This is a genomic window from Piscinibacter sp. (genome assembly GCF_047600445.1).
Taxonomy (GTDB): Bacteria; Pseudomonadota; Gammaproteobacteria; order Burkholderiales; family Burkholderiaceae_C; genus Piscinibacter.
In genome coordinates this window covers 441,460-459,724 of record NZ_JASGKT010000002.1, presented here as the reverse complement: position 1 = coordinate 459,724, position 18,265 = coordinate 441,460, and the positions used below count along the sequence as shown (strand labels likewise).

General features: G+C 68.1%; 15 protein-coding genes. 9 read left to right on the top strand and 6 right to left on the bottom strand.

The features are described from left to right. The first annotated feature begins 3 nt into the window (after positions 1–3). Both QM792_RS06145 and QM792_RS06140 read left to right on the top strand, forming a co-directional pair. A complete protein-coding gene (locus QM792_RS06145; RefSeq protein WP_415148499.1) occupies positions 4–2,865 on the top strand; it encodes an ATP-binding protein in 2,862 nt (953 codons plus the stop codon). Continuing rightward, positions 2,862–3,929, top strand: coding sequence for a toll/interleukin-1 receptor domain-containing protein (locus QM792_RS06140; RefSeq protein WP_415148497.1), 1,068 nt, complete (start codon positions 2,862–2,864; stop codon positions 3,927–3,929). Before QM792_RS06145 ends, QM792_RS06140 begins: the two co-directional genes overlap by 4 nt. Before the next feature lie 267 nt (positions 3,930–4,196). Here the strand turns inward: QM792_RS06140 and QM792_RS06135 are convergent, their stop codons facing one another. Genes QM792_RS06135 through QM792_RS06120 form a run of 4 tightly spaced genes read right to left on the bottom strand, consistent with a single transcriptional unit; the run spans position 4,197 to position 8,938 of the window. Next, positions 4,197–5,390: a VOC family protein gene (locus tag QM792_RS06135; protein ID WP_415148496.1), complete on the bottom strand. Its 1,194-nt coding sequence runs from the start codon at positions 5,388–5,390 to the stop codon at positions 4,197–4,199. After that, a complete protein-coding gene (locus QM792_RS06130) occupies positions 5,383–6,261 on the bottom strand; it encodes an alpha/beta fold hydrolase (RefSeq protein WP_415148494.1) in 879 nt (292 codons plus the stop codon). The genes QM792_RS06135 and QM792_RS06130 overlap by 8 nt, the downstream gene beginning before the upstream one ends. Positions 6,262–6,294: 33 nt before the next feature. Then, positions 6,295–7,266, bottom strand: coding sequence for a Bug family tripartite tricarboxylate transporter substrate binding protein (locus QM792_RS06125; RefSeq protein WP_415148492.1), 972 nt, complete (start codon positions 7,264–7,266; stop codon positions 6,295–6,297). Positions 7,267–7,321: 55 nt separating this feature from the next. Continuing rightward, positions 7,322–8,938 carry a bifunctional 3-(3-hydroxy-phenyl)propionate/3-hydroxycinnamic acid hydroxylase gene (locus tag QM792_RS06120; RefSeq protein ID WP_415148490.1) on the bottom strand — a complete coding sequence of 539 codons (1,617 nt, stop codon included), beginning with the start codon at positions 8,936–8,938 and terminating at the stop codon, positions 7,322–7,324. Positions 8,939–9,117: 179 nt separating this feature from the next. Between QM792_RS06120 and QM792_RS06115 the strand changes: the two genes are divergently transcribed. After that, on the top strand, positions 9,118–9,879 hold the full coding sequence (locus tag QM792_RS06115) for an IclR family transcriptional regulator C-terminal domain-containing protein (protein ID WP_415148488.1): 762 nt from the start codon (positions 9,118–9,120) through the stop codon (positions 9,877–9,879). A gap of 57 nt (positions 9,880–9,936) precedes the next feature. On the opposite strand, the gene QM792_RS06110 is transcribed toward QM792_RS06115, so the two are convergent. Beyond that, the gene (locus QM792_RS06110) at positions 9,937–11,145 is read right to left on the bottom strand and encodes a serine hydrolase domain-containing protein (RefSeq protein WP_415148487.1); all 1,209 of its coding nucleotides are present in this window, start codon (positions 11,143–11,145) and stop codon (positions 9,937–9,939) included. 118 nt (positions 11,146–11,263) lie between these two features. On the opposite strand from QM792_RS06110, the gene gmk reads away from it, so the two are divergent. The 3 genes from gmk (at position 11,264) to QM792_RS06095 (ending at position 14,448) form a co-directional block, all read left to right on the top strand. After that, the gene (gene gmk / locus QM792_RS06105; protein ID WP_415148485.1) at positions 11,264–11,893 is read left to right on the top strand and encodes a guanylate kinase; all 630 of its coding nucleotides are present in this window, start codon (positions 11,264–11,266) and stop codon (positions 11,891–11,893) included. A gap of 15 nt (positions 11,894–11,908) precedes the next feature. Then, positions 11,909–12,112 (top strand): DNA-directed RNA polymerase subunit omega, encoded by a 204-nt coding sequence (gene rpoZ / locus QM792_RS06100; protein WP_415148484.1) that lies wholly within the window; start codon positions 11,909–11,911, stop codon positions 12,110–12,112. A 62-nt stretch (positions 12,113–12,174) separates the two neighbouring features. After that, positions 12,175–14,448 (top strand): RelA/SpoT family protein, encoded by a 2,274-nt coding sequence (locus QM792_RS06095; protein WP_415148482.1) that lies wholly within the window; start codon positions 12,175–12,177, stop codon positions 14,446–14,448. Here the strand turns inward: QM792_RS06095 and greB are convergent. Then, entirely contained in the window at positions 14,438–15,004 is a 567-nt protein-coding gene (greB, locus tag QM792_RS06090) for a transcription elongation factor GreB (RefSeq protein WP_415148480.1), read from the bottom strand. The genes QM792_RS06095 and greB overlap by 11 nt on opposite strands. A gap of 38 nt (positions 15,005–15,042) precedes the next feature. Here greB and QM792_RS06085 point away from each other — a divergent pair, with 38 nt between their 5' ends. Genes QM792_RS06085 through QM792_RS06075 form a run of 3 tightly spaced genes read left to right on the top strand, consistent with a single transcriptional unit; the run spans position 15,043 to position 18,265 of the window. After that, positions 15,043–16,215: an NAD(P)/FAD-dependent oxidoreductase gene (locus QM792_RS06085; RefSeq protein ID WP_415148478.1), complete on the top strand. Its 1,173-nt coding sequence runs from the start codon at positions 15,043–15,045 to the stop codon at positions 16,213–16,215. Next, the gene (locus QM792_RS06080; protein ID WP_415148477.1) at positions 16,212–17,300 is read left to right on the top strand and encodes a tartrate dehydrogenase; all 1,089 of its coding nucleotides are present in this window, start codon (positions 16,212–16,214) and stop codon (positions 17,298–17,300) included. Before QM792_RS06085 ends, QM792_RS06080 begins: the two co-directional genes overlap by 4 nt. After that, a complete protein-coding gene (locus tag QM792_RS06075; protein WP_415148475.1) occupies positions 17,297–18,265 on the top strand; it encodes a 2-dehydropantoate 2-reductase in 969 nt (322 codons plus the stop codon). The genes QM792_RS06080 and QM792_RS06075 overlap by 4 nt, the downstream gene beginning before the upstream one ends.

Below are 18,265 nucleotides of genomic sequence, written 5' to 3'. Positions count from 1 at the left end.
ATCATGACAATCAAACCCTGGCGAGAAATTGCAGAGCCGCACTCCGATGTTCGCGAGGGCAAGTTCCAGCAGGCCGAATTCGCCGCCGACCTGTCGCGCGTACATGCAGGCACGGCCAACGCCGAATACCAGAACCCGGCGCTGTTCTTCCAGCGCACCTTCATCACCGAAGGTATGCGGCTGTTGCTGGATTCGGTCGTCAAGCGCCTTGCGGGCCAAGGCGGCGACCCGGTCATCCAGCTTCAAACCGCGTTCGGCGGCGGCAAGACGCACACCATGCTGGCGGTCTATCACCTCGCCAAAGGCGAGGCACCGGCCAGCGACTTGCAGGGCGTGCCCGCCATCCTCGACGCGGCGGGCGTGACCGAACTGCCCAAGGCGCGCATCGCCGTGCTCGACGGCATCAAGTCCTCACCCAACCAGCCGGTCGTCAAGGATGGGCAGAGCATCCGAACCCTGTGGGGCGACTTGGCATGGCAGTTGGGCGGGGCCGAGGGCTTCAAGCTCGTGGCGGATGCCGACGCCTCGGGCACGTCGCCGGGCAAGGAGGTGTTGGCTGACCTGCTGGGCCGCTACGCACCTTGCGTCATCCTGATCGACGAGCTGGTGGCCTATGTGCGCCAGTTCGAGGAAGGCAAGGCGCTGTCGGGCGGCACCTTCGATTCCAACCTGAGCTTCCTGCAGGCGCTGACCGAAGCCCTGAAGGCCGTGCCGACCGCCGTGCTGCTGGCCTCGCTGCCGGAATCCGCGAAGGAGGCGGGCAGCCAGCGCGGCGAGAAGGCGTTGGCGGCGCTGGCGCACTACTTCGGGCGCATTCAGGCGCTGTGGAAGCCGGTCGCCACCGAGGAGGCATTCGAGATCGTGCGCCGCCGCCTCTTCAGCAACATCAACGACAAGCTGGCAATGGAATCGGTCTGCCGCGCGTTTGCGGACTACTACATCGAGAACCGCGACGACTTCCCGCAGGAAACACAGGACAGCAAGTATCTGGAGCGGCTGACCCACGCCTACCCGATCCACCCCGAGGTGTTCGACCGTCTGTACGAGGACTGGTCAACGCTGGACAACTTCCAGCGCACGCGCGGCGTGCTGAAGTTGATGGCGAAGGTGATCCACCGGCTGTGGAAGGACGGCAACAACGACCCGCTGATCATGCCCGGCAGCTTTCCGCTGATGGACGCGGACACGCTGAACGAGGCGCTGTATTACCTGCCGCAGGGCTGGACGCCGGTGATCGAGCGCGACGTGGACGGCGAGCGGTCGGAGACGTGGGAGATCGAGAACAAGGACACGCGCTTCGGCAGCGTGCAAGCCTGCCGCCGCGCGGCGCGCGCCATCTTCCTCGGCAGCGCGCCCAGCACGTCCAACCAAGGCGTGCGCGGCTTGGAACTGGAGCGCGTGATCCTGGGCGTGGCTCAGCCGGGCCAGCAGCCCAACCTGTTCAAGGACGCGCTGCGGCGCTTGGGCGACCGGCTGCACTACCTGAACGCCGCCAACAACCGCTTCTGGCTGGACACGCGCCCGAACCTGCGGCGCGAGATGGAAGAACGCAAGCGCCGCTTTCAGGACAGGGAGGACGTGTTCCCTTCGATCCGCGAGCGCGTGCAGCGCAGCTTTGCCAGCGGCGTGTTCGGCGGCATCCACATCTTCACCGGCAGCGGCGACGTGCCGGACGACTGGGTGCTGCGGCTGGTAGTGCTGCCGCCGGATGCGGCCTTCAGCAAGAGCGGCCAGAGCCTCGCCATCGAACGCACGACCGAGATTCTGAAGAAGCGCGGCGACCAACCCCGCTTCAAGCAGAACCGCCTGATCTTCGTTGCGGCGGACTACGACAGCGTGAGCCGACTGAAGGATCACGTTCGCTCGCACCTCGCGTGGCGCAGCATCGTCAGCGACTACAAGGACAACCGCATCGTCCTCGACAACCTGATGGCCAAGCAGGCGCAGGCCAGTCTGGATCAAGCCGAGGAAACGGTGCGGCGCATGATCCGCGAAACCTACAAGTGGCTGGTCGCGCCGGTGCAGGAGGCACGCCCCGGCAAGGGGCTGTCCGACGTGAAGTGGGAGCATTTCCCGCTCAACCCCGGCGCTGCCAACTGGTCGCAGGAAATCGAGCGGGTGCTCAAGGAAAACGAACTGCTCATTAGCGAGTGGGCACCCATCCATCTGGCCAAGGTGCTGAAGGACTGGTTCTGGAAGGACGACGCGAAGGACACCAGCGCCCTCAACGTGTGGCAGCAGAGTTGCCAGCAGCTCTACCTGCCGCGCCTGAAGGACGACACGGTGTTTCAGACCACGATGGGCGCGGGCGCGGAAAGCCGCGAGTTCTTCGGCTTCGCACAAGGCAAGGAAACGGACGGCGGCAAGCTGCGCTACGTGGGGTTCAGCTACGGCAAGCGCACCTCGCTCATCATGGATTCGTCGCTGCTGCTGATCGAACCGAACACCGCAGCCGCATACATGGAAGCCCTGCGCGCGGCCGAGGAGGCATCGCGCGCCGGTGCCGCCAATGCGAGCGGCGCGGCAAGTGGTGAAACGACGGTCTTGGTGACGGGCGACGGCAAAGCGCCGCCGCGCGTCGAGAACTCCGGCGCGGGCGGGTTCCCGGCTGGGGGTGCGGCGAGCGCCAAGAAGCAGTTCTACGCCAGCATCGACCTCGACCCGATTCAGGCCAAGCGGCAGTTCGCCGACGTGGTGGACGAAGTGGTGCAGCAGTTCACCCTGCGCCCCGGCGTGAAGGTGCGGATCGCCATCGAGATTCAGGCCGAATCCCCGACTGGCTTCGATGACGGCCTTCAGCGCGCCGTGAAGGAGAACTGCAACGTGCTGAAGTTCAAGAGCGCGGAATTCGAGGCGGGCGAATGAGCGCGCCCAAGGTTTTCGTCAGCCACGCCAGCGAGGACAAGGATCGTTTCGTCGTCGAATTCGCCCGACGCTTGCGGGAGAACGGCGTCGATGCATGGCTCGACCAGTGGGAGATGAAGCCGGGCGACAGTCTGGTGGACAAGATCTTCGAGGAAGGGCTGAAGGAAGCGCGGGCCGTCATCGTCGTCTTGTCCACGGTCAGCGTTCAGAAGCCTTGGGTGCGGGAAGAATTGAACACGTCGGTGGTCAACCGCATCAGTCGCGGAACCCGCTTGATCCCGGTGGTCATCGACGATTGCGAGGTGCCTGAAAGCCTGCGATCCACCCTATGGCAAAAGGTCGATGACCTTGCCGACTACGACCAGAGCTTGCAACGCATCCTGTCGGCGATCTTCGACGTGGACGACAAGCCAACCATCGGCCAGCCGCCCGCCCGGTTCTCCGGGCCAGCGCCCTTGATTTCTGGTTTGACGCGGGTCGATGACTTGGCCTTGCGCGTCATTGCTCGAATCCAGATTGACGAGGATGCAGGTCTGGTGGACTGGGAGCGGCTGCGCGCAGAACCGACCCTCCAAGACGTGCCAGAGCAGGAGCTTCTCGATTCGCTGGACATCCTCGAACAGCACTACTACATCAAGATCGGGCGGGTTCTCGGCGCACCGCTGTCGCATGCCGTGCTGACGGACTACGGCTTTCAGCAGTTCGCGCAGGCATATGTCGATGACTATCAGGACGTGGTTGCGCGCATCGCCGCGCTGCTGGTCAACGAGAACGTCCGCCAGAATGAGGAATTAGCAACGCGCGTCGGCAAGCCTCGTGCTTTCGTCGATTTCGTGCTGAACCTGCTGGAAAGCAACAATCACATCAAGGTGTCCAAGTACATGGGCGGCCAGTCCCATGTATGGGAGGTCTCTGCATCGCTGCGTCGGGCGATCCAGCAGGGGCAACAGACCAATGCTGGAGATGCGCAACGTGCTCAAGTTCGGGCTTGCGGAGCCATCGACCATGAGGACATCTGGTGTGGCTGCCCCAGTTTGCACAGTTCCGCTGGTGGCCTCGGCTGATAGACTTTCTTTGATCATGCGCACGTCGCACGCTTGTTCCAGTGGCACATCGTCTCACCGCAGCCCAGGCATCTTGTGGGGTAAATCGTGGGGGAAATGCAGGCCGACCACCCCAATAGGCCATGAAAATCAACAACTTGGAGCGCATCTCACGCTTCAGGTGCAGAACCTGGAGTAGCCTGCGTGGGCCCGGCTCAGGTTGCGCGAAGCTCGTGCGTCAGTTCGATGATGAACTGGGGAGAATTCATGGTGAATCCAGGAATCCGGTCAACCCAGGGGACCCATGAAACAACGCTGGGCGTAGGGATCGGACACGCCGCTCAGCACATCGGGCCACGGACGCCGGACGGAGGGGCGAAGCTCCGCGGGACGCGGCTTCCCATCCCATCCGATCCGCTCCATGTCGTAGTAGAGGCGAACGAGGTGTCCCTCCGGCCCGACGAAGTGCGCGGCATAGTCGATCCCCGGATGCAATGACGCAGGCAGATCGACCTCGCTGCATCCCCTCGCGTGCAGGAAAGACACGGCATCGAGCAATTGTCGATAGCTGCCGACCTGGATGCCGATGCTGGCGACGGTCGTGTGCGTCGATAGCGAGAGACCGGTGCGCAACGAGAGCGGAATGAGCCCGATCGTGTGGTGCTCACCTCCGGCGCGCAGGAACACGCAACGTTCGCCGTCACATTGCGTCGTCTCCGAAACGCGCAAGCCGAGCGTCTCGGCGTAGAAGCGGACCGCAGCGTCCATGTCCTCGACGAACAGGTCGATCGGCCCGGTGCGCACGATACGGAACGGTCGGGGCAGCTTGATCCCGCCCACCACGTACGTCCCGTCCGGCATATCCTTGGCGCGATGTCCACTGCCGAGGTCCGCGCCCTTGGCCTGCGCCGCCAGCACTTCGTCGAGTTCGGCGGCCTGAGGAAGCTCCGGCTCAGTCGTGCGGCCCAGGTGGGCGAAGACATCCATCGGTTTGCTCCGTCCGTCCCACCCGATCTGCTCCATGCCGTAGAACAGTTCCACCGTGTGTCCGTCCGGGTCCTGGAAGTAGACCGCGTAGTTGCTGCCGGGGCGATCGCGGCCGACCCGCCAGATGCTTCTGCCCCGGTCCTTGAGGAGCCGATAGGCATGGACCATCTCGTCCAGCGTGCCGACCTGGAAGCTGAGCTGGTTGACGGTGATCCCTCGCGCGTAGCGATCGTCGCGCGAGCGGGCCACATCGGCGCCGATGAGTGCCAGGCTGTGGTGATCCGTGCAATGGGTATAGAAGTAGCCGCGATTGGCCGGGAATCCCGGTGCGGGCCCCAGCACGTCGGTGCAGCGAAACCCAAGCACGTCGCCGAAGAACGTCTGTGCCCCGGGCAGGTCCTCCAGGTACAGCCCCAGGTGACCCAGGCGGTCGATCTTGAAGGGGCGTTCGAGCAGCACGCCGCCGACGTCGTATTCGCTTCGATGGTCAGTCATCGCGTTCGAGCAGAAACTCGAGGGCCGCCGCGTTGAACTCGGCCGGCGCCTCGAACTGGGACCAGTGGGACGTCTTGCGGATCGGGCAGAGCCGTGCATCCGGAAGGAGGCCGACGACTTTGCGGGCCGTACGCAGATAGACGTCGTCGGTGTCGACGTGCTCTATCAACAGGACGGGCGATCCGATGCTGCGCCATTCGCTGTCGCTCAGGTTGTTGCGGGCACGGGCGTCCGCGTCGAACAGCGTGAGCATGCGGGGCATGATGGCGGTCATGCCCGGCAGGCTGTAGATGCGCTGGCGAACGGCGACGATGTCGTCGATCACGCTGGCGGGGTCGTGGTAGAGCCTGCGCAGGACGGCGGCCGTGTTGTCCCAGGTCGGGCTTTCCGCGGACGTTCGGCGCGCCTCGACCGACTCTTTCACGCCCGGACTGAGCGGGAAGTACCCGGTCGGGGCGACCAGCACGAGCTTCCCGGTGCGTCGCGGATGCACGAGCGCGAACCGCGCGCAGACCCAGGCACCGAGGGACACGCCGATGAAGTGCGACACGCGCACGCCCAGTTCGTCCAGTACTGCCGCGACGTGCTCGACATAGTCCTGGATTTCATAGGGCTTGTCGGGCTTGTCGGTGAAGCCGCAACCCATCATGTCGAGGGCGATCACGCGGAAGTGCTGCGACAGCGCCTCGATGTTGGCGCAGAACGCTTCCCAATGACCGCCGGTGCCATGCAACAGCACGAGTGCCGGCGAGCCGGGATCACCCGCTTCGACGTAGCGCGTGCGCAAACCTCCGGCGCTGACGTATGCCTGCTTGAACGGCACCGTCATGAGGTGGGACCATACGCTGCGATAACTCAGGCTCTTGTCCATGTCGGCTCGCTTCGATCGGACGGCATGCCGATGTCAGTCGGCGGTGATGCCCGCCTGCTTGACCACGGGCGCCCAGAGATCGGAAACGCTCTTGATCAAGCGGGCGTACTCCTCGCCCGTGCTGTTCAGCGGTACCTGGTTCTGAGGAATCACGTGGGTCTCGACGAAGGAGCGATCGGCCATGACGGCGCGGACCGACTGGGTCAGTTCCTGCATCACGGGCTGCGGTGTCTTGACCGGCGCGAGGATGCCCAGGTAGGCCGTGGCCTCCATGTCCGGCAACCCCACCTCCGCGAACGTGGGAACGTTCGGATGGTTCGGGGAGCGGCTCTTGCCTGAAATGGCGATCATGCGCACCTTGCCCGCATCGAGCATGGGTTTCGCGGTTGCGGCACCGGTGATGACCATGTCGATCGTCCCGGCCCCCAGATCGACCATCGCGGGAGAGCCGCCCTTGTAGGGCACGTGCTGGATGTCGACCTTGGCGAGGCTCTTGAACAGCTCCATCGCCAACTGAGGCGAACTTGCCGGACCGAACGACCCATAGTTGAGCCGGCCTGGATTCTTCCGCGCGTAGGCCAGGAGGTCGGGAACCGTCTGGATGTTGGCGTTGCTCGACGACACGAACAGCGCCTGGGGCAGCGAGACCAGGGCCGAGATGGGCGCGAAATCGTCGACCGAATAGGGAAGCTTCTTGAACACCAGCGGATTGATGGACACGATGGGCTCCGCCGTGAACAGCAGCGTCTGACCGTCGGGGGCCGCCCTGGCGACGTGCTGGGCGGCGATGAAGCCCGAGGCGCCGGCCTTGTTGTCGATGAGAACCTGCTGTCCCCAGCGTTCAGCCAGCTTCTTGGCCAGTTGCCGTGCCAGGTTGTCCACGCCGCCGCCCGCGGGGAACGGCACCACGATCGTCACCGGCCCCGCGGGGAACTTCTGCGCGCAGGCCAAGGCACTGCACAGCGACAGAAGCACGCCCGTCACGATACTGCGAACAAATGTCATCTTCTCTTGTCTCCGTGGTTGTATTCGGGCTGTTCACTAGGCAAGCGCGGCAGCGTCATCCGCCGAGCACGTCGCGCACGACGTTCACGACCATTCGTTCGAGGGCGCCTGCCGCGGCGGCGATGCCGTAGACGTAGCGGTCGGGCCTGACCAGCACCGCCGAGGCGCGTCGTGCCTGCATCCACTCGCGGAAGCGGCCGTCGTGCTCGACGAGCACCTGCTCGTTTCCGGGCAGGTGCTCGCGCCCCGGGGATTCGATCGCCCAACGCTCGCCGCCGACCGCAGCCCAGCACCGTGCATGTTCGGCATCGAGCCAACGCATCGGTTCGCTGCCCAGCGTGAGCAGTTGGAAGCGCGGCAGCGCGCCGTCGTCGAACAGGCGAGGGGGCGAGCCGTCCCGGGGCCGGACTTGGATCTGCATGAACAGTTCCCCCGCCGACGGTGTGGGGCGCCCGGCTTCGTCGCGGTCCAACAATCCATCGCTCAGCGGCGGGATGAGGTCCTGCCGGGTTTCCGGCGCGGTGCGCGACGCCAGCGCACGCTCGAGCCTCTCGTCGCGCCGCTCCGCCTCCCGGGGATCGAGCACGCCGATGATCTCCCCGAAGTCACGGGCCGTCTTCGCCAAGGCGCGGAAATGCGGGCGCCGTTCCTGGCGATAGGTATCGAGCAACCATGCGGAGCCCCCCGCCAACACGAACCTGAGCTTCCAGGCGAGATTGGCCGCGTCGCGCAGGCCGGAGACGAGACCTTGCCCGAGATGGGGCGGGGTCTGGTGCGCGGCATCCCCGGCGAGGAACACGCGCCCACGGCCCCAGTCGTTCGCCACGCGCGCCTGGAATCGGTAGACCGCGCTTCGCCAGATCGTCAGTTGCCGCGTGTCCACCTTCTCGCCGAGCAGCGCCTGCACACGCTCCGGCTGACGGAACTCATCCGGCGATTCGTGAGGCAGGATCCGGAATTCCCACCGGCGGAGCATGCCGGGCCCGACGACGTAGGTGCCAGGGCGATCCGGGCGACAGTACTGAACATTGCAATCGCCGAAGTCGGCCTCCCCGTTGCGCAGTGCGTCGATGACGACCCACCACTCGTCGCACTCGAGATCCTCCATCGTGACGCCGAGCTGCGAACGAACCACGCTATTGGCGCCGTCGCAGCCGATCAGGTACTTGGCTCTGACGGTGCGCCGCCGGTCGTCGCGGCGACCGCGGAGGGTCACGGCGACAGCGTCGGCGAGGTCCTCGAAGCCGAGAACCTCGCTCTCCAGCAGCGTGCGGGCATGTGCCTCGCGCTCCACGCTGTGGCGCAGCATGCGTTCGAACTTCGGCTGCAGGAAGGACACGTTGGGCGGCCACACGAGCGGATACGGCGGGGCGGCAGGAGCGAATCGACGGATCAACTGGCCGTTCACTCCGTGCCATTCGGAACCCTGGTAGGCGCGCAGGTACGGCGACAGCTCGTGTGCGATCTCGCAGAACTGGAGGGTGCGCAGCGCCTCGTGGTCCATCCCGATCGCGCGCGGCTTGTCGAAGATGTCCGCTTCCCTGTCCACGACGAGCGTGGACACGCCATCGCGCGCCAGGAGCTTGGCCAGCGTCGCGCCGGTCGGGCCATAGCCGGCGATGACCACGTCGAACTCGGGCGTCGTGCTGGAAGCGGGATCGGGAACGGCCATTCGGAGGTCCGAAAGAGGAGGAAATGCAGTCGGACGAGTCTATGAACCGGCTTGATCAAGGACAATCGCGACGTGAGCGATGTCCAGCATGTGAACATTCCCGGCGTTGCGAGGGCTGGGCCTCGACGCGGCCTTGCGGTGATGCGATGAGTGTTGGCGCACCGTCGGTCGCGGGTCTCGTGAAGGGGCTGCTGGTGCTTCAAACGCTGGCGCGGATGGGCGAGTCCAGCGCCCTGGCGCTGTCTGCGTCGACGGGCATTCCGCGGCCTACCGTGCACAGGCTGCTGCGGACCCTGGTGGACGCCGGCTACGTGAATCAAGAGCGGCGTGGTGGCGGCTACCGGCTGACGGGGCTGGTGGCCGGGCTGGCGGATGCGTTCAAGGACGACGACTGGCTGCTCGGCGCGGCAGGCCCCGTCCTCGATGACCTCAGGCACCAAGTCGCCTGGCCGACGGACGTCGCGATCTGCAATGGCGGCTCGATGGTGATCTGGGCCAGCACGCACGACCAGAATCCGCTTTCGCTCGACAGGGTCGTGCGAGGTCGCCGCGTGTCGATGCTGACGTCGGCGCTGGGCCGCGCGTACCTGGCCTATTGCCCGCCGGCCGAGCGCGAGGGATTGCTGCGCAGCCTCAAGCCCGCCAACGCACTCGAGCGGGAGGTGCTCTCCAACCTGGAACTGCTGCATCGCGAACTGGATGCAACGCGAGCGCGCGGGTACGGCCTGCGCGAGCGCGGCAGCCAGCCGAAGACATCCAGCATCGCCGTGCCTGTGATGAACGGCGAGTGGGTCGTGGCGTGCCTGAACATCCACTGGATCAGCCGCGCGATGAGCACAGGGGAGGCGGTGTCTCGCTACCTGCGCCCCTTGCAGGAAGCGGCCAAGCGCTTCGAGTCCCAGTACGCCGCCTATCGGCGGCGCGCGCGGCGCATCCGCTAGAGCGGGCCGGTGGCAACACGCCACCGGCAAGCACTCATGGCCCCACGGGCTGCCGTGTCATTGCCCCCCACCCTCCTCATCCACCGCCTTCTGCACCGCCTGATAAAACGCCTCGCGCGCCGCGGACTGCGGGTTGTCCACGGCGCTGGCCTTGGCCCAGTCGGAATTGGTGACGATCACCAGCTCGCGCTTCGGGTCGATGAAGATGCCCTGGCCGAAGATGCCGCGGGCGGTGAAGCTGCCGTCGTCGTAAGTCCACCACTGGTAGCCGTAGCCGCGCCCGGGCAGGCCGATGTCGGCCTGCTTGCGGGTGGCTTCTTGCAGCCAGCCCTCGGGCACGATAGGCTGGCCGTCCACCTTGGCGCCCTCCAGGATGAACTGGCCGAAGCGCGCGTAGTCTCGCGGCGAGGCCTGGATGCAGCAGCCGCTGATCTCGTGCCCCGTCTTGCTCAGCAGCCAGGTGGCCTGCTGCTCGGTGCCGATGCGCGACCAGATTTTCTCCTGCATGTACGCGGTCAGCGGCTTCTTCGCGGCCTGGCTGATCAGCACGCCGACCAGGTTGGTCTCGCCGGTGCTGTAGTGCCAGCGCGTGCCGGCCGGCGCGGCGCGCGGCAGGCGGCGCAGGTAGCTCACCACGGCCTCGACGCCAGGCTCGGGCTGGTGGTTGTTGAAGCGCGCCACGTCGGAGCCGGGGTCGGCGTAGTCCTCGTTCCACTGCACGCCCGAGGTCATGGTCAGCAACTGGCGCACGCTCACGTCGTCGTAGGCCGAACCTTTCATGTCGGGGATGTAGTCGCTGACCTTGTCGTCCATGCTGCGGATGAGGCCGTCCTTCAGCGCCGCGCCCACCAGCGTGGAGGTGAAGGACTTGGCGACCGAGAAGCTGGTCCAGCGTCCGCTGCCGTCGAAGCCCAGGCCGTAGCGCTCCAGCCGCAGCCGGCCCTTGTGCAGCACCAGCACGGCGGCGGCGTGCTGCCCGGCCATGTAGGCGTCCATGTCCAGCGGCAGCCTCAGCGCCGGGCCGGGGGGCAACGGCCGCGCGGTGGGGCCGGGCGCGGCAGTGCGCCACTTGGCCAGCAGCGCGATGCGGTCCATGGCGCGGAAGGCGGCGTCGCGCTGCGCCTCGTTCCAGAACAGGATGTCGCGGTTGGTCGGCACGGTCTTCAGCAGGCCGCGCGCCTCTTTGTCCAGGCTGAACCAGCCGGCCGCGCTGGCCACGACGAGGATCAGCAGGATGCCGAGAACGATCTTCTTCAGGGTCTTCATCGGAGGGGGGTTGGGGGAACGAAGGCAGGGCGCATTCTCGGCCAGGGCCGGCCAGGCGGTTCACCGAGCCGATTCGTGGCACAGTGCATCGCTCGCCGCAATCAAGCCCGCCATCGCCATGGACCCCGTCGACTACCCCGGCAACCTGTTCGTCGTCGCCGCGCCCAGCGGCGCCGGCAAGTCCAGCCTGGTCAAGGCGCTGCTCGAGCTCGATTCGCACCTGGCGGTGTCGGTCTCGCACACCACGCGCGCGCCGCGCGGGCAGGAGCAGCACGGCCGCGAGTACCACTTCATCGACGCGCCGGCCTTCCGCGCCAAGATCGACGCCGGCGACTTCTTCGAGTGGGCCGAGGTGCACGGCCACCTGTACGGCACCTCGCGCGAGGCGATCGAGTCGCGCGTCGCCGGCGGGCAGGACGTGGTGCTCGAGATCGACTGGCAGGGCGCGCTGCAGATCAAGAAGATCTTCGCGCACGCGGTGCTGATCTTCATCCTGCCGCCGAGCTGGGACGAGCTGCGCCAGCGCCTGCTGCGCCGCGGCGAGGACGGCGACTCGGTGATCGAGACGCGCATGGCCAACGCGCGCATCGAGGTGGCCCAGGCGCGCCACTTCGACTTCGTTATAATCAACGCCCTGTTCGAGACGGCGCTTTTCGACCTGAAGACCGTCGTTCACTCGCAGCGGCTGAAATACGCCGCCCAGCGCCGCAACAAGTCCCAGGTGTTCGCCGCGCTGAACCTGATCTGATCTCCCGGAGTGCCCATGGCCCGCATCACCGTCGAAGACTGCCTGCAGAAGGTGCCGAACCGCTTCCAGCTCGTGCTGGCCGCCACCTACCGCGCGCGCATGCTGAGCCAGGGCCACGCGCCGAAGATCGACACCAAGAACAAGCCCGGCGTGACCGCGCTGCGCGAGATCGCCGCCGGCGAGGTCGGCGTCGAGATGCTGCGCAAGGTCCCCGTCTAGGCTCGACTCCCTCGCTCGCCCCTCGCCCGGCAGGCCGCGCCTCGGCCTGCTAAATTCCGGGAATGGGCGAGCGTTCCCCCGATGCACTGCGTGATTCGACGGCCGCGCCGGCCCGTCGCGGCAGCGCCTCGCCCAAGCCGATCACCGCCGACGCCGCCGCGGCCTCGTTCGCGGCGCTGACGTCCAAGCTCGACTACCTCGACGCCGCCGACATCAAGCGCGTGCGCGAGGCCTACCGCTTCGCCGACGAGGCGCACCTGGGCCAGTTCCGCGCCAGCGGCGAGCCCTACATCACGCACCCGATCGCGGTGGCCGGGCTGTGCGCCGAGTGGAAGCTCGACGTGCAGGCCATCATGGCCGCGCTGATGCACGACGCGATGGAAGACTGCGGCATCGCCAAGAGCGAGCTGATCGAACGCTTCGGCGCGCCCACGGCCGACCTGGTGGACGGCCTGACCAAGCTCGACAAGCTGCGCTTCTCGACACGCGAGGAGTCGCAGGCCGAGTCCTTCCGCAAGATGCTGCTGGCGATGGCGCGCGACGTGCGCGTCATCCTGATCAAGCTGGCCGACCGGCTGCACAACATGCGCACGATGGAGGCGGTGACGCCGGCCAAGCGCGTGCGCATCGCCGGCGAGACGCTGGATATCTACGCGCCCATCGCGCACCGCCTGGGCCTGAACCAGACCTACCGCGAGCTGCAGGAGCTGTCGTTCCAGCACCTGCGGCCGTGGCGCCACGCGGCGCTGTCCAAGGCGGTGCAGAAGGCGCGCGGCTACCGGCGCGACGTGGTCGAGCGCATCCAGCGCGACGTCGAGCGCGCCTTCGCGCAGGCCAAGCTGCCGGTGCAGGTGCACGGCCGCGAGAAGACGCTGTTCTCGATCTACCGCAAGATGAGCGAGAAGCACCTGAGCTTCGCGCAGGTGAACGACATCTTCGGCTTCCGCATCGTCGTCGGCACGCTGATGGAGTGCTACATGGCGCTGGGCGTGCTGCACCAGCTCTTCAAGCCGATGCCGGGGCGCTTCAAGGACTACATCGCGATCCCCAAGGCGAACGGCTACCAGTCGCTGCACACCACGCTGGTCAGCCCGCTGGGCACGGCGGTGGAGTTCCAGGTGCGCACCGAGCAGATGCACGCGGTGGCCGAGAAGGGCATCGCCGCGCACTGGATGTACAAGGCCAAGGGCGCCGGTGCCAACGCGCAGGACGCGCAGCGCCTCGGCGCGATGTGGCTGCAAAGCCTGCTCGACATCCAGGACGAGACGCGCGACGCCAGCGAGTTCCTCGAGCACGTCAAGATCGACCTGTTCCCCGACTCGGTCTACGTCTTCACGCCCAAGTCGAAGATCCTCGCGCTGCCGCGCGGCGCGACGCCGGTGGACTTCGCCTACGCGATCCACTCCGACGTCGGCGACCATTGCGTGGCCGCCAAGATCGGCGGCGAGCCGGTGGCGCTGCGCACCGAGTTGCGCAGCGGCGACGTGGTCGAGATCATCAGCGCGCCCAACGCGCGGCCGAACCCGGCCTGGCTGAACTTCGTGCGCACCGGCCGGGCGCGCTCGAAGATCCGCCACTACCTGAAGACGATGGAGCAGGAGGAGTCGCAGGACCTGGGCGAGAAGATGCTCGCGCAGGCGCTGCGCGCCGAGGGCCTGCAACTACCCGGCGAGAGCGACGAGACCGCCGCGCTGTGGCAGCAGGTGACGCGCTGGAGCGGCAACCGCAACCGCGCCGAGCTGCTGACCGACATCGGCCTGGGGCGCAAGATCGCCAGCATCGTCGCCAAGCGCATCGCGCGGCTGCTGGCCGAGGCCGGCCAGCGGCCCGACGCGCTGACGCTGACGCTCGGCCGCTACGCCAGCGACGAGAACGCGCCGATGCAGGGCATGGTGCAGATCGACGGCGGCGAAGGCGCCTCGGTGCAGCTCGCGCCGTGCTGCCGCCCGATCCCGGGCGACGCGATCGTCGGCTACCTCGGCCGCGGCGAGGGCCTGACGGTGCACACCGCCGACTGCAGCGTCGGCAAGCGCCTGTTCGAGCGCGACAGCGAGCGCTGGATGACGGTCGAGTGGGCCGAGCAGCCGGTGCGGCCCTTCGAGACCGGGGTGATGCTGCTGCTGAAGAACGGCAAGGGCGTGCTCGCCGAGGTGGCCTCGGCGGTGGCCTCGGCCGAAGCCGACATCACCCACATCGACATGGGCGACGAGCGCACCACGCAGAGCAGCGAGCTGAAGCTGCTGCTGTCGGTGCGCGACCGGCTGCACCTGGCCGAGGTGATGCGCACGCTCAAGCGGCAGCCGTCGGTGCTGCGCGTCGCGCGCGTCAAGCCGTAGGCGCGGGGTAGCTCACCTCCACCACCTCGATGCGCTCGACGCCGCCGGGCGTCTGCAGGCTCACCTCGTCGCCGACGCGCGCCTTCAGCAGCGCACGCGCGATCGGCGCGATCCAGCTCACCTCGCCCTTCTGGTTGTCGGCCTCGTCGATGCCCTTGATGGTGATGGTGCGCTCCTCGCCCCTGGCATTGGCGTAGGTCACCGTCGCGCCGAAGAACACCTGGTCGTGGCCGTGGTGCGCCGAAGGGTCGACGACCTCGGCGATGTCGAGCCGCCGGGTGAGGAAGCGGATGCGCCGGTCGATCTCGCGCAGGCGCTTCTTGCCGTAGAGGTAGTCGCCGTTTTCCGAGCGGTCGCCGTTCTTGGCCGCCCACGACACCACCTCCACCACCTTGGGCCGCTCGTCGTCGAGCAGGCCCATCAGCTCGGCGCGCAGCCGCGCGTAGCCCTGCGGCGTCAGGTAGTTCTTGGTGCCCTGCGGCAGCGCCGGCGCCGCGATGTCGTCGTCATCGTCATCGCCGGCGGCGTCGGATTCCTTCGTGAAAGCCTTGCTCATCGCGGCGGAATTCTGCCAGCCGCGGCTACGATGGCCGCATGAACCCGAACCACGATGCCGACGTGATCGTCGTCGGCGCCGGCATCGCCGGCGCCTCGCTCGCGGCCTTCGCCTCCGAAACGCATCGCGTCGTGCTGCTCGAAGCCGAGTCGCAGCCCGGCCAGCACAGCACCGGCCGCTCGGCCGCAATGTTCATGGAGAGCTACGGCACGCCGGCGATCCGCGCGCTGACGCGCGCCAGCCGCGCCTTCTACGAGGCGCCGCCGGCGGGCTTCGCGGCCGCGCCGCTGCTGGCGCCGCGCGGCGCGCTCTACGTGGCCACGCCCGACCAGGGCGAGGCGCTCGATGCGCTCGAAGCCGAACTGCGCCCGCACACGCCGCGGCTGCAACGCCTGGGCGCCGCCGAGGCCGTGGCGCGCGTGCCGGTGCTGCGGCCGCAGCGCATCGGCGGCGCGCTGCTCGACCCCGACGCCGCCGACATCGACGTGCACGCGCTGCACCACGGCTTTCTGCGCCGAGCCAAGGCGAACGGCGCGCGCCTGGTCACCGATGCGCGCATCGAGGCGCTGCAACGCCGCGACGGCGCCTGGATCGTCCAGAGCACGGCGGGCGAATGGCGCGCGCCGCTGCTCGTCGACGCGGCCGGCGCCTGGGCGCAGCGGCTCGCCGCGCTCGCCGGGCTGCCGGACATCGGCCTGCAACCGAAGCGCCGCGCCGCCTTCCTGTTCGCGGCGCCGGCCGGCGTGGACGCGGCGCGCTGGCCCTGCGTCTGCGGCGTCGACGAGGACGAAGGCTGGTACTTCAAGCCCGACGCCGGCGCCCTGCTCGGCTCGCCGGCCAACGCCGACCCGGTGGAGCCGCACGACGTGCGGCCCGAGGAGATCGACATCGCCACCGGCATCGCGCGCATCGAGGACATGAGCACGCTGACGATCCGGCGCCCCAGCCACACCTGGGCCGGGCTGCGCAGCTTCGTGCCCGACGGCGACCTCGTCGCCGGCTTCGACCCGCTGGCCGAAGGCTTCTTCTGGTGCGCGGCGCAGGGCGGCTACGGCATCCAGACCGCGCCGGCGATGGGTGAGCTGTGCGCCGCCTGGCTGCGCGGCGCGCCGACGCCGGCGCGCATCGCGGCCGAGGGCGTGGACGACGCCTGCCTGCACGTGCGCCGCCTGCGCCTACGATCGCCGGATCGAACGGAGACCCGACCATGAGCAAGACCTACCGCATCGCGGTGATACCCGGCGACGGCATCGGCCGCGAGGTGATGCCCGAAGGCCTGCGCGCGCTGGAAGCGGTGGCGGCGCGCCACGCGATCCGCTTCGACTGGCAGTTCGTCGAATGGGCCAGTTGCGACTGGTACGCGCAGCACGGCAAGATGATGCCGGACGACTGGTTCGACCGGCTCGCCGGCCTGGACGCGATCTACTTCGGCGCGGTGGGCTGGCCGGCCACGGTGCCGGACCACGTCTCGCTGTGGGGCTCGCTGCTGAAGTTCCGCCGCGAGTTCGACCAGTACGTCAACCTGCGGCCGTGCCGGCTGATGCCCGGCATCACCTCGCCGCTGGTGGACCGCAACGGCCGCGCGCGCGCGCCGGGCGAGGTCGACTTCTACGTCGTGCGCGAGAACACCGAGGGCGAATACTCCAGCATCGGCGGGCGCATGTTCGAAGGCACGCCGCGCGAGTTCGTCGTGCAGGAAACGGTGATGACGCGCACCGGCGTCGACCGCGTGCTGCGCTACGCCTTCGAACTCGCGCGGCGCCGGCCGAAGAAGCACCTCACCTCGGCCACCAAGAGCAACGGCATCGCGATCACCATGCCCTACTGGGACGAGCGCGTCGCGGCGATGGCCGCGAGCTACCCCGAGGTCGAGGTCGACAAGTACCACATCGACATCCTGGCCGCGAACTTCGTGCTGCACCCCGACTGGTTCGACGTGGTGGTGGCGAGCAACCTGTTCGGCGACATCCTCTCCGACCTCGGCCCGGCCTGCACCGGCACGATAGGCATCGCGCCGAGCGCCAACATCCACCCCGACGGCAAATTCCCGTCGCTGTTCGAGCCGGTGCACGGCTCGGCGCCGGACATCGCCGGCCAGGGCATCGCCAACCCGATCGGCATGGTCTGGTCGGGCGCGATGATGCTCGAACACCTCGGCCACGCGCAGGCCGGCGCCGAGGTGCTGGCGGCGATCGAGGCGCTGCTGGCCGACCCGCACGCGCCGAAGACGCGCGACATCGGCGGCACGGCGGGCACGGCCGACGTGGGCCGCGCCATCGCGGAGGTCCTGAAATGAAGGTCTGCATCGTCGGCGCCGGCGCGATCGGCGGATTCATCGGCACACGCCTCGCGCTCGCCGGCCAGGCGCAGGTGAGCGCGCTGGCGCGCGGCGCCACGCTGGCGGCGCTGCGCACACGGGGCTGGCGCCTGCGCATGAACGGCGAGCTGCTCGGCGCGCCAGCAAGCGCCAGCGACGACGCGGCCGCGCTCGGGGCGCAAGACCTGGTGGTGATCGCGCTGAAGGGCCAGTCGCTGCCGGCGCTCGCCCCGCGGCTCACGCCGCTGCTCGGGCCGCAGACCCTCGTGCTGCCGGCGATGAACGGCGTGCCGTGGTGGTTCCTGGGCGACGGCGCGCCGCTGGAGTCGGTGGACCCCGGCGGCGTGGTCGGCGCGGCGCTGCCGGCCGCGCGCGTGCTCGGCTGCGTGGTGCACGCCAGCACCTCCACCTCCGAGCCCGGCCTGGTCGAGCACCGCATGGGCCAGGGGCTGATCGTCGGCGAGCCGGCCGGCGGCGACAGCGAACGCGCCCGGCATGTCGCCGCGCTGCTCGCGCAGGCCGGCTTCGAGGCCACGGTGTCGGCCAACATCCGCCAGGACATCTGGTACAAGCTGTGGGGCAACCTGACCGTCAACCCGGTCAGCGCGATCACCGGCGCCACGGCCGACCGCATTCTCGACGACACGCTGGTGCGCGACTTCTGCTCGGCGGCGATGATGGAAGTGGCGGCGCTCGGCGAGCGCCTCGGCTGCGCGATCGCGCAAAGCCCGCAGGACCGCCACCAGATCACGCGCAAGCTCGGCGCCTTCCGCACCTCGATGCTGCAGGACGTGCAGGCCGGCCGCGCGATCGAGCTCGACGCGATCGTCGGCGCGGTGGTCGAGATCGCGCAGCGCCTGGGCGTGCCAACGCCCAACGTCAACGCGCTGTTCGGCCTGACGCGGCTGTTCGGCCGCGTGCACGGGCTCTACCCCGAGGCCTGA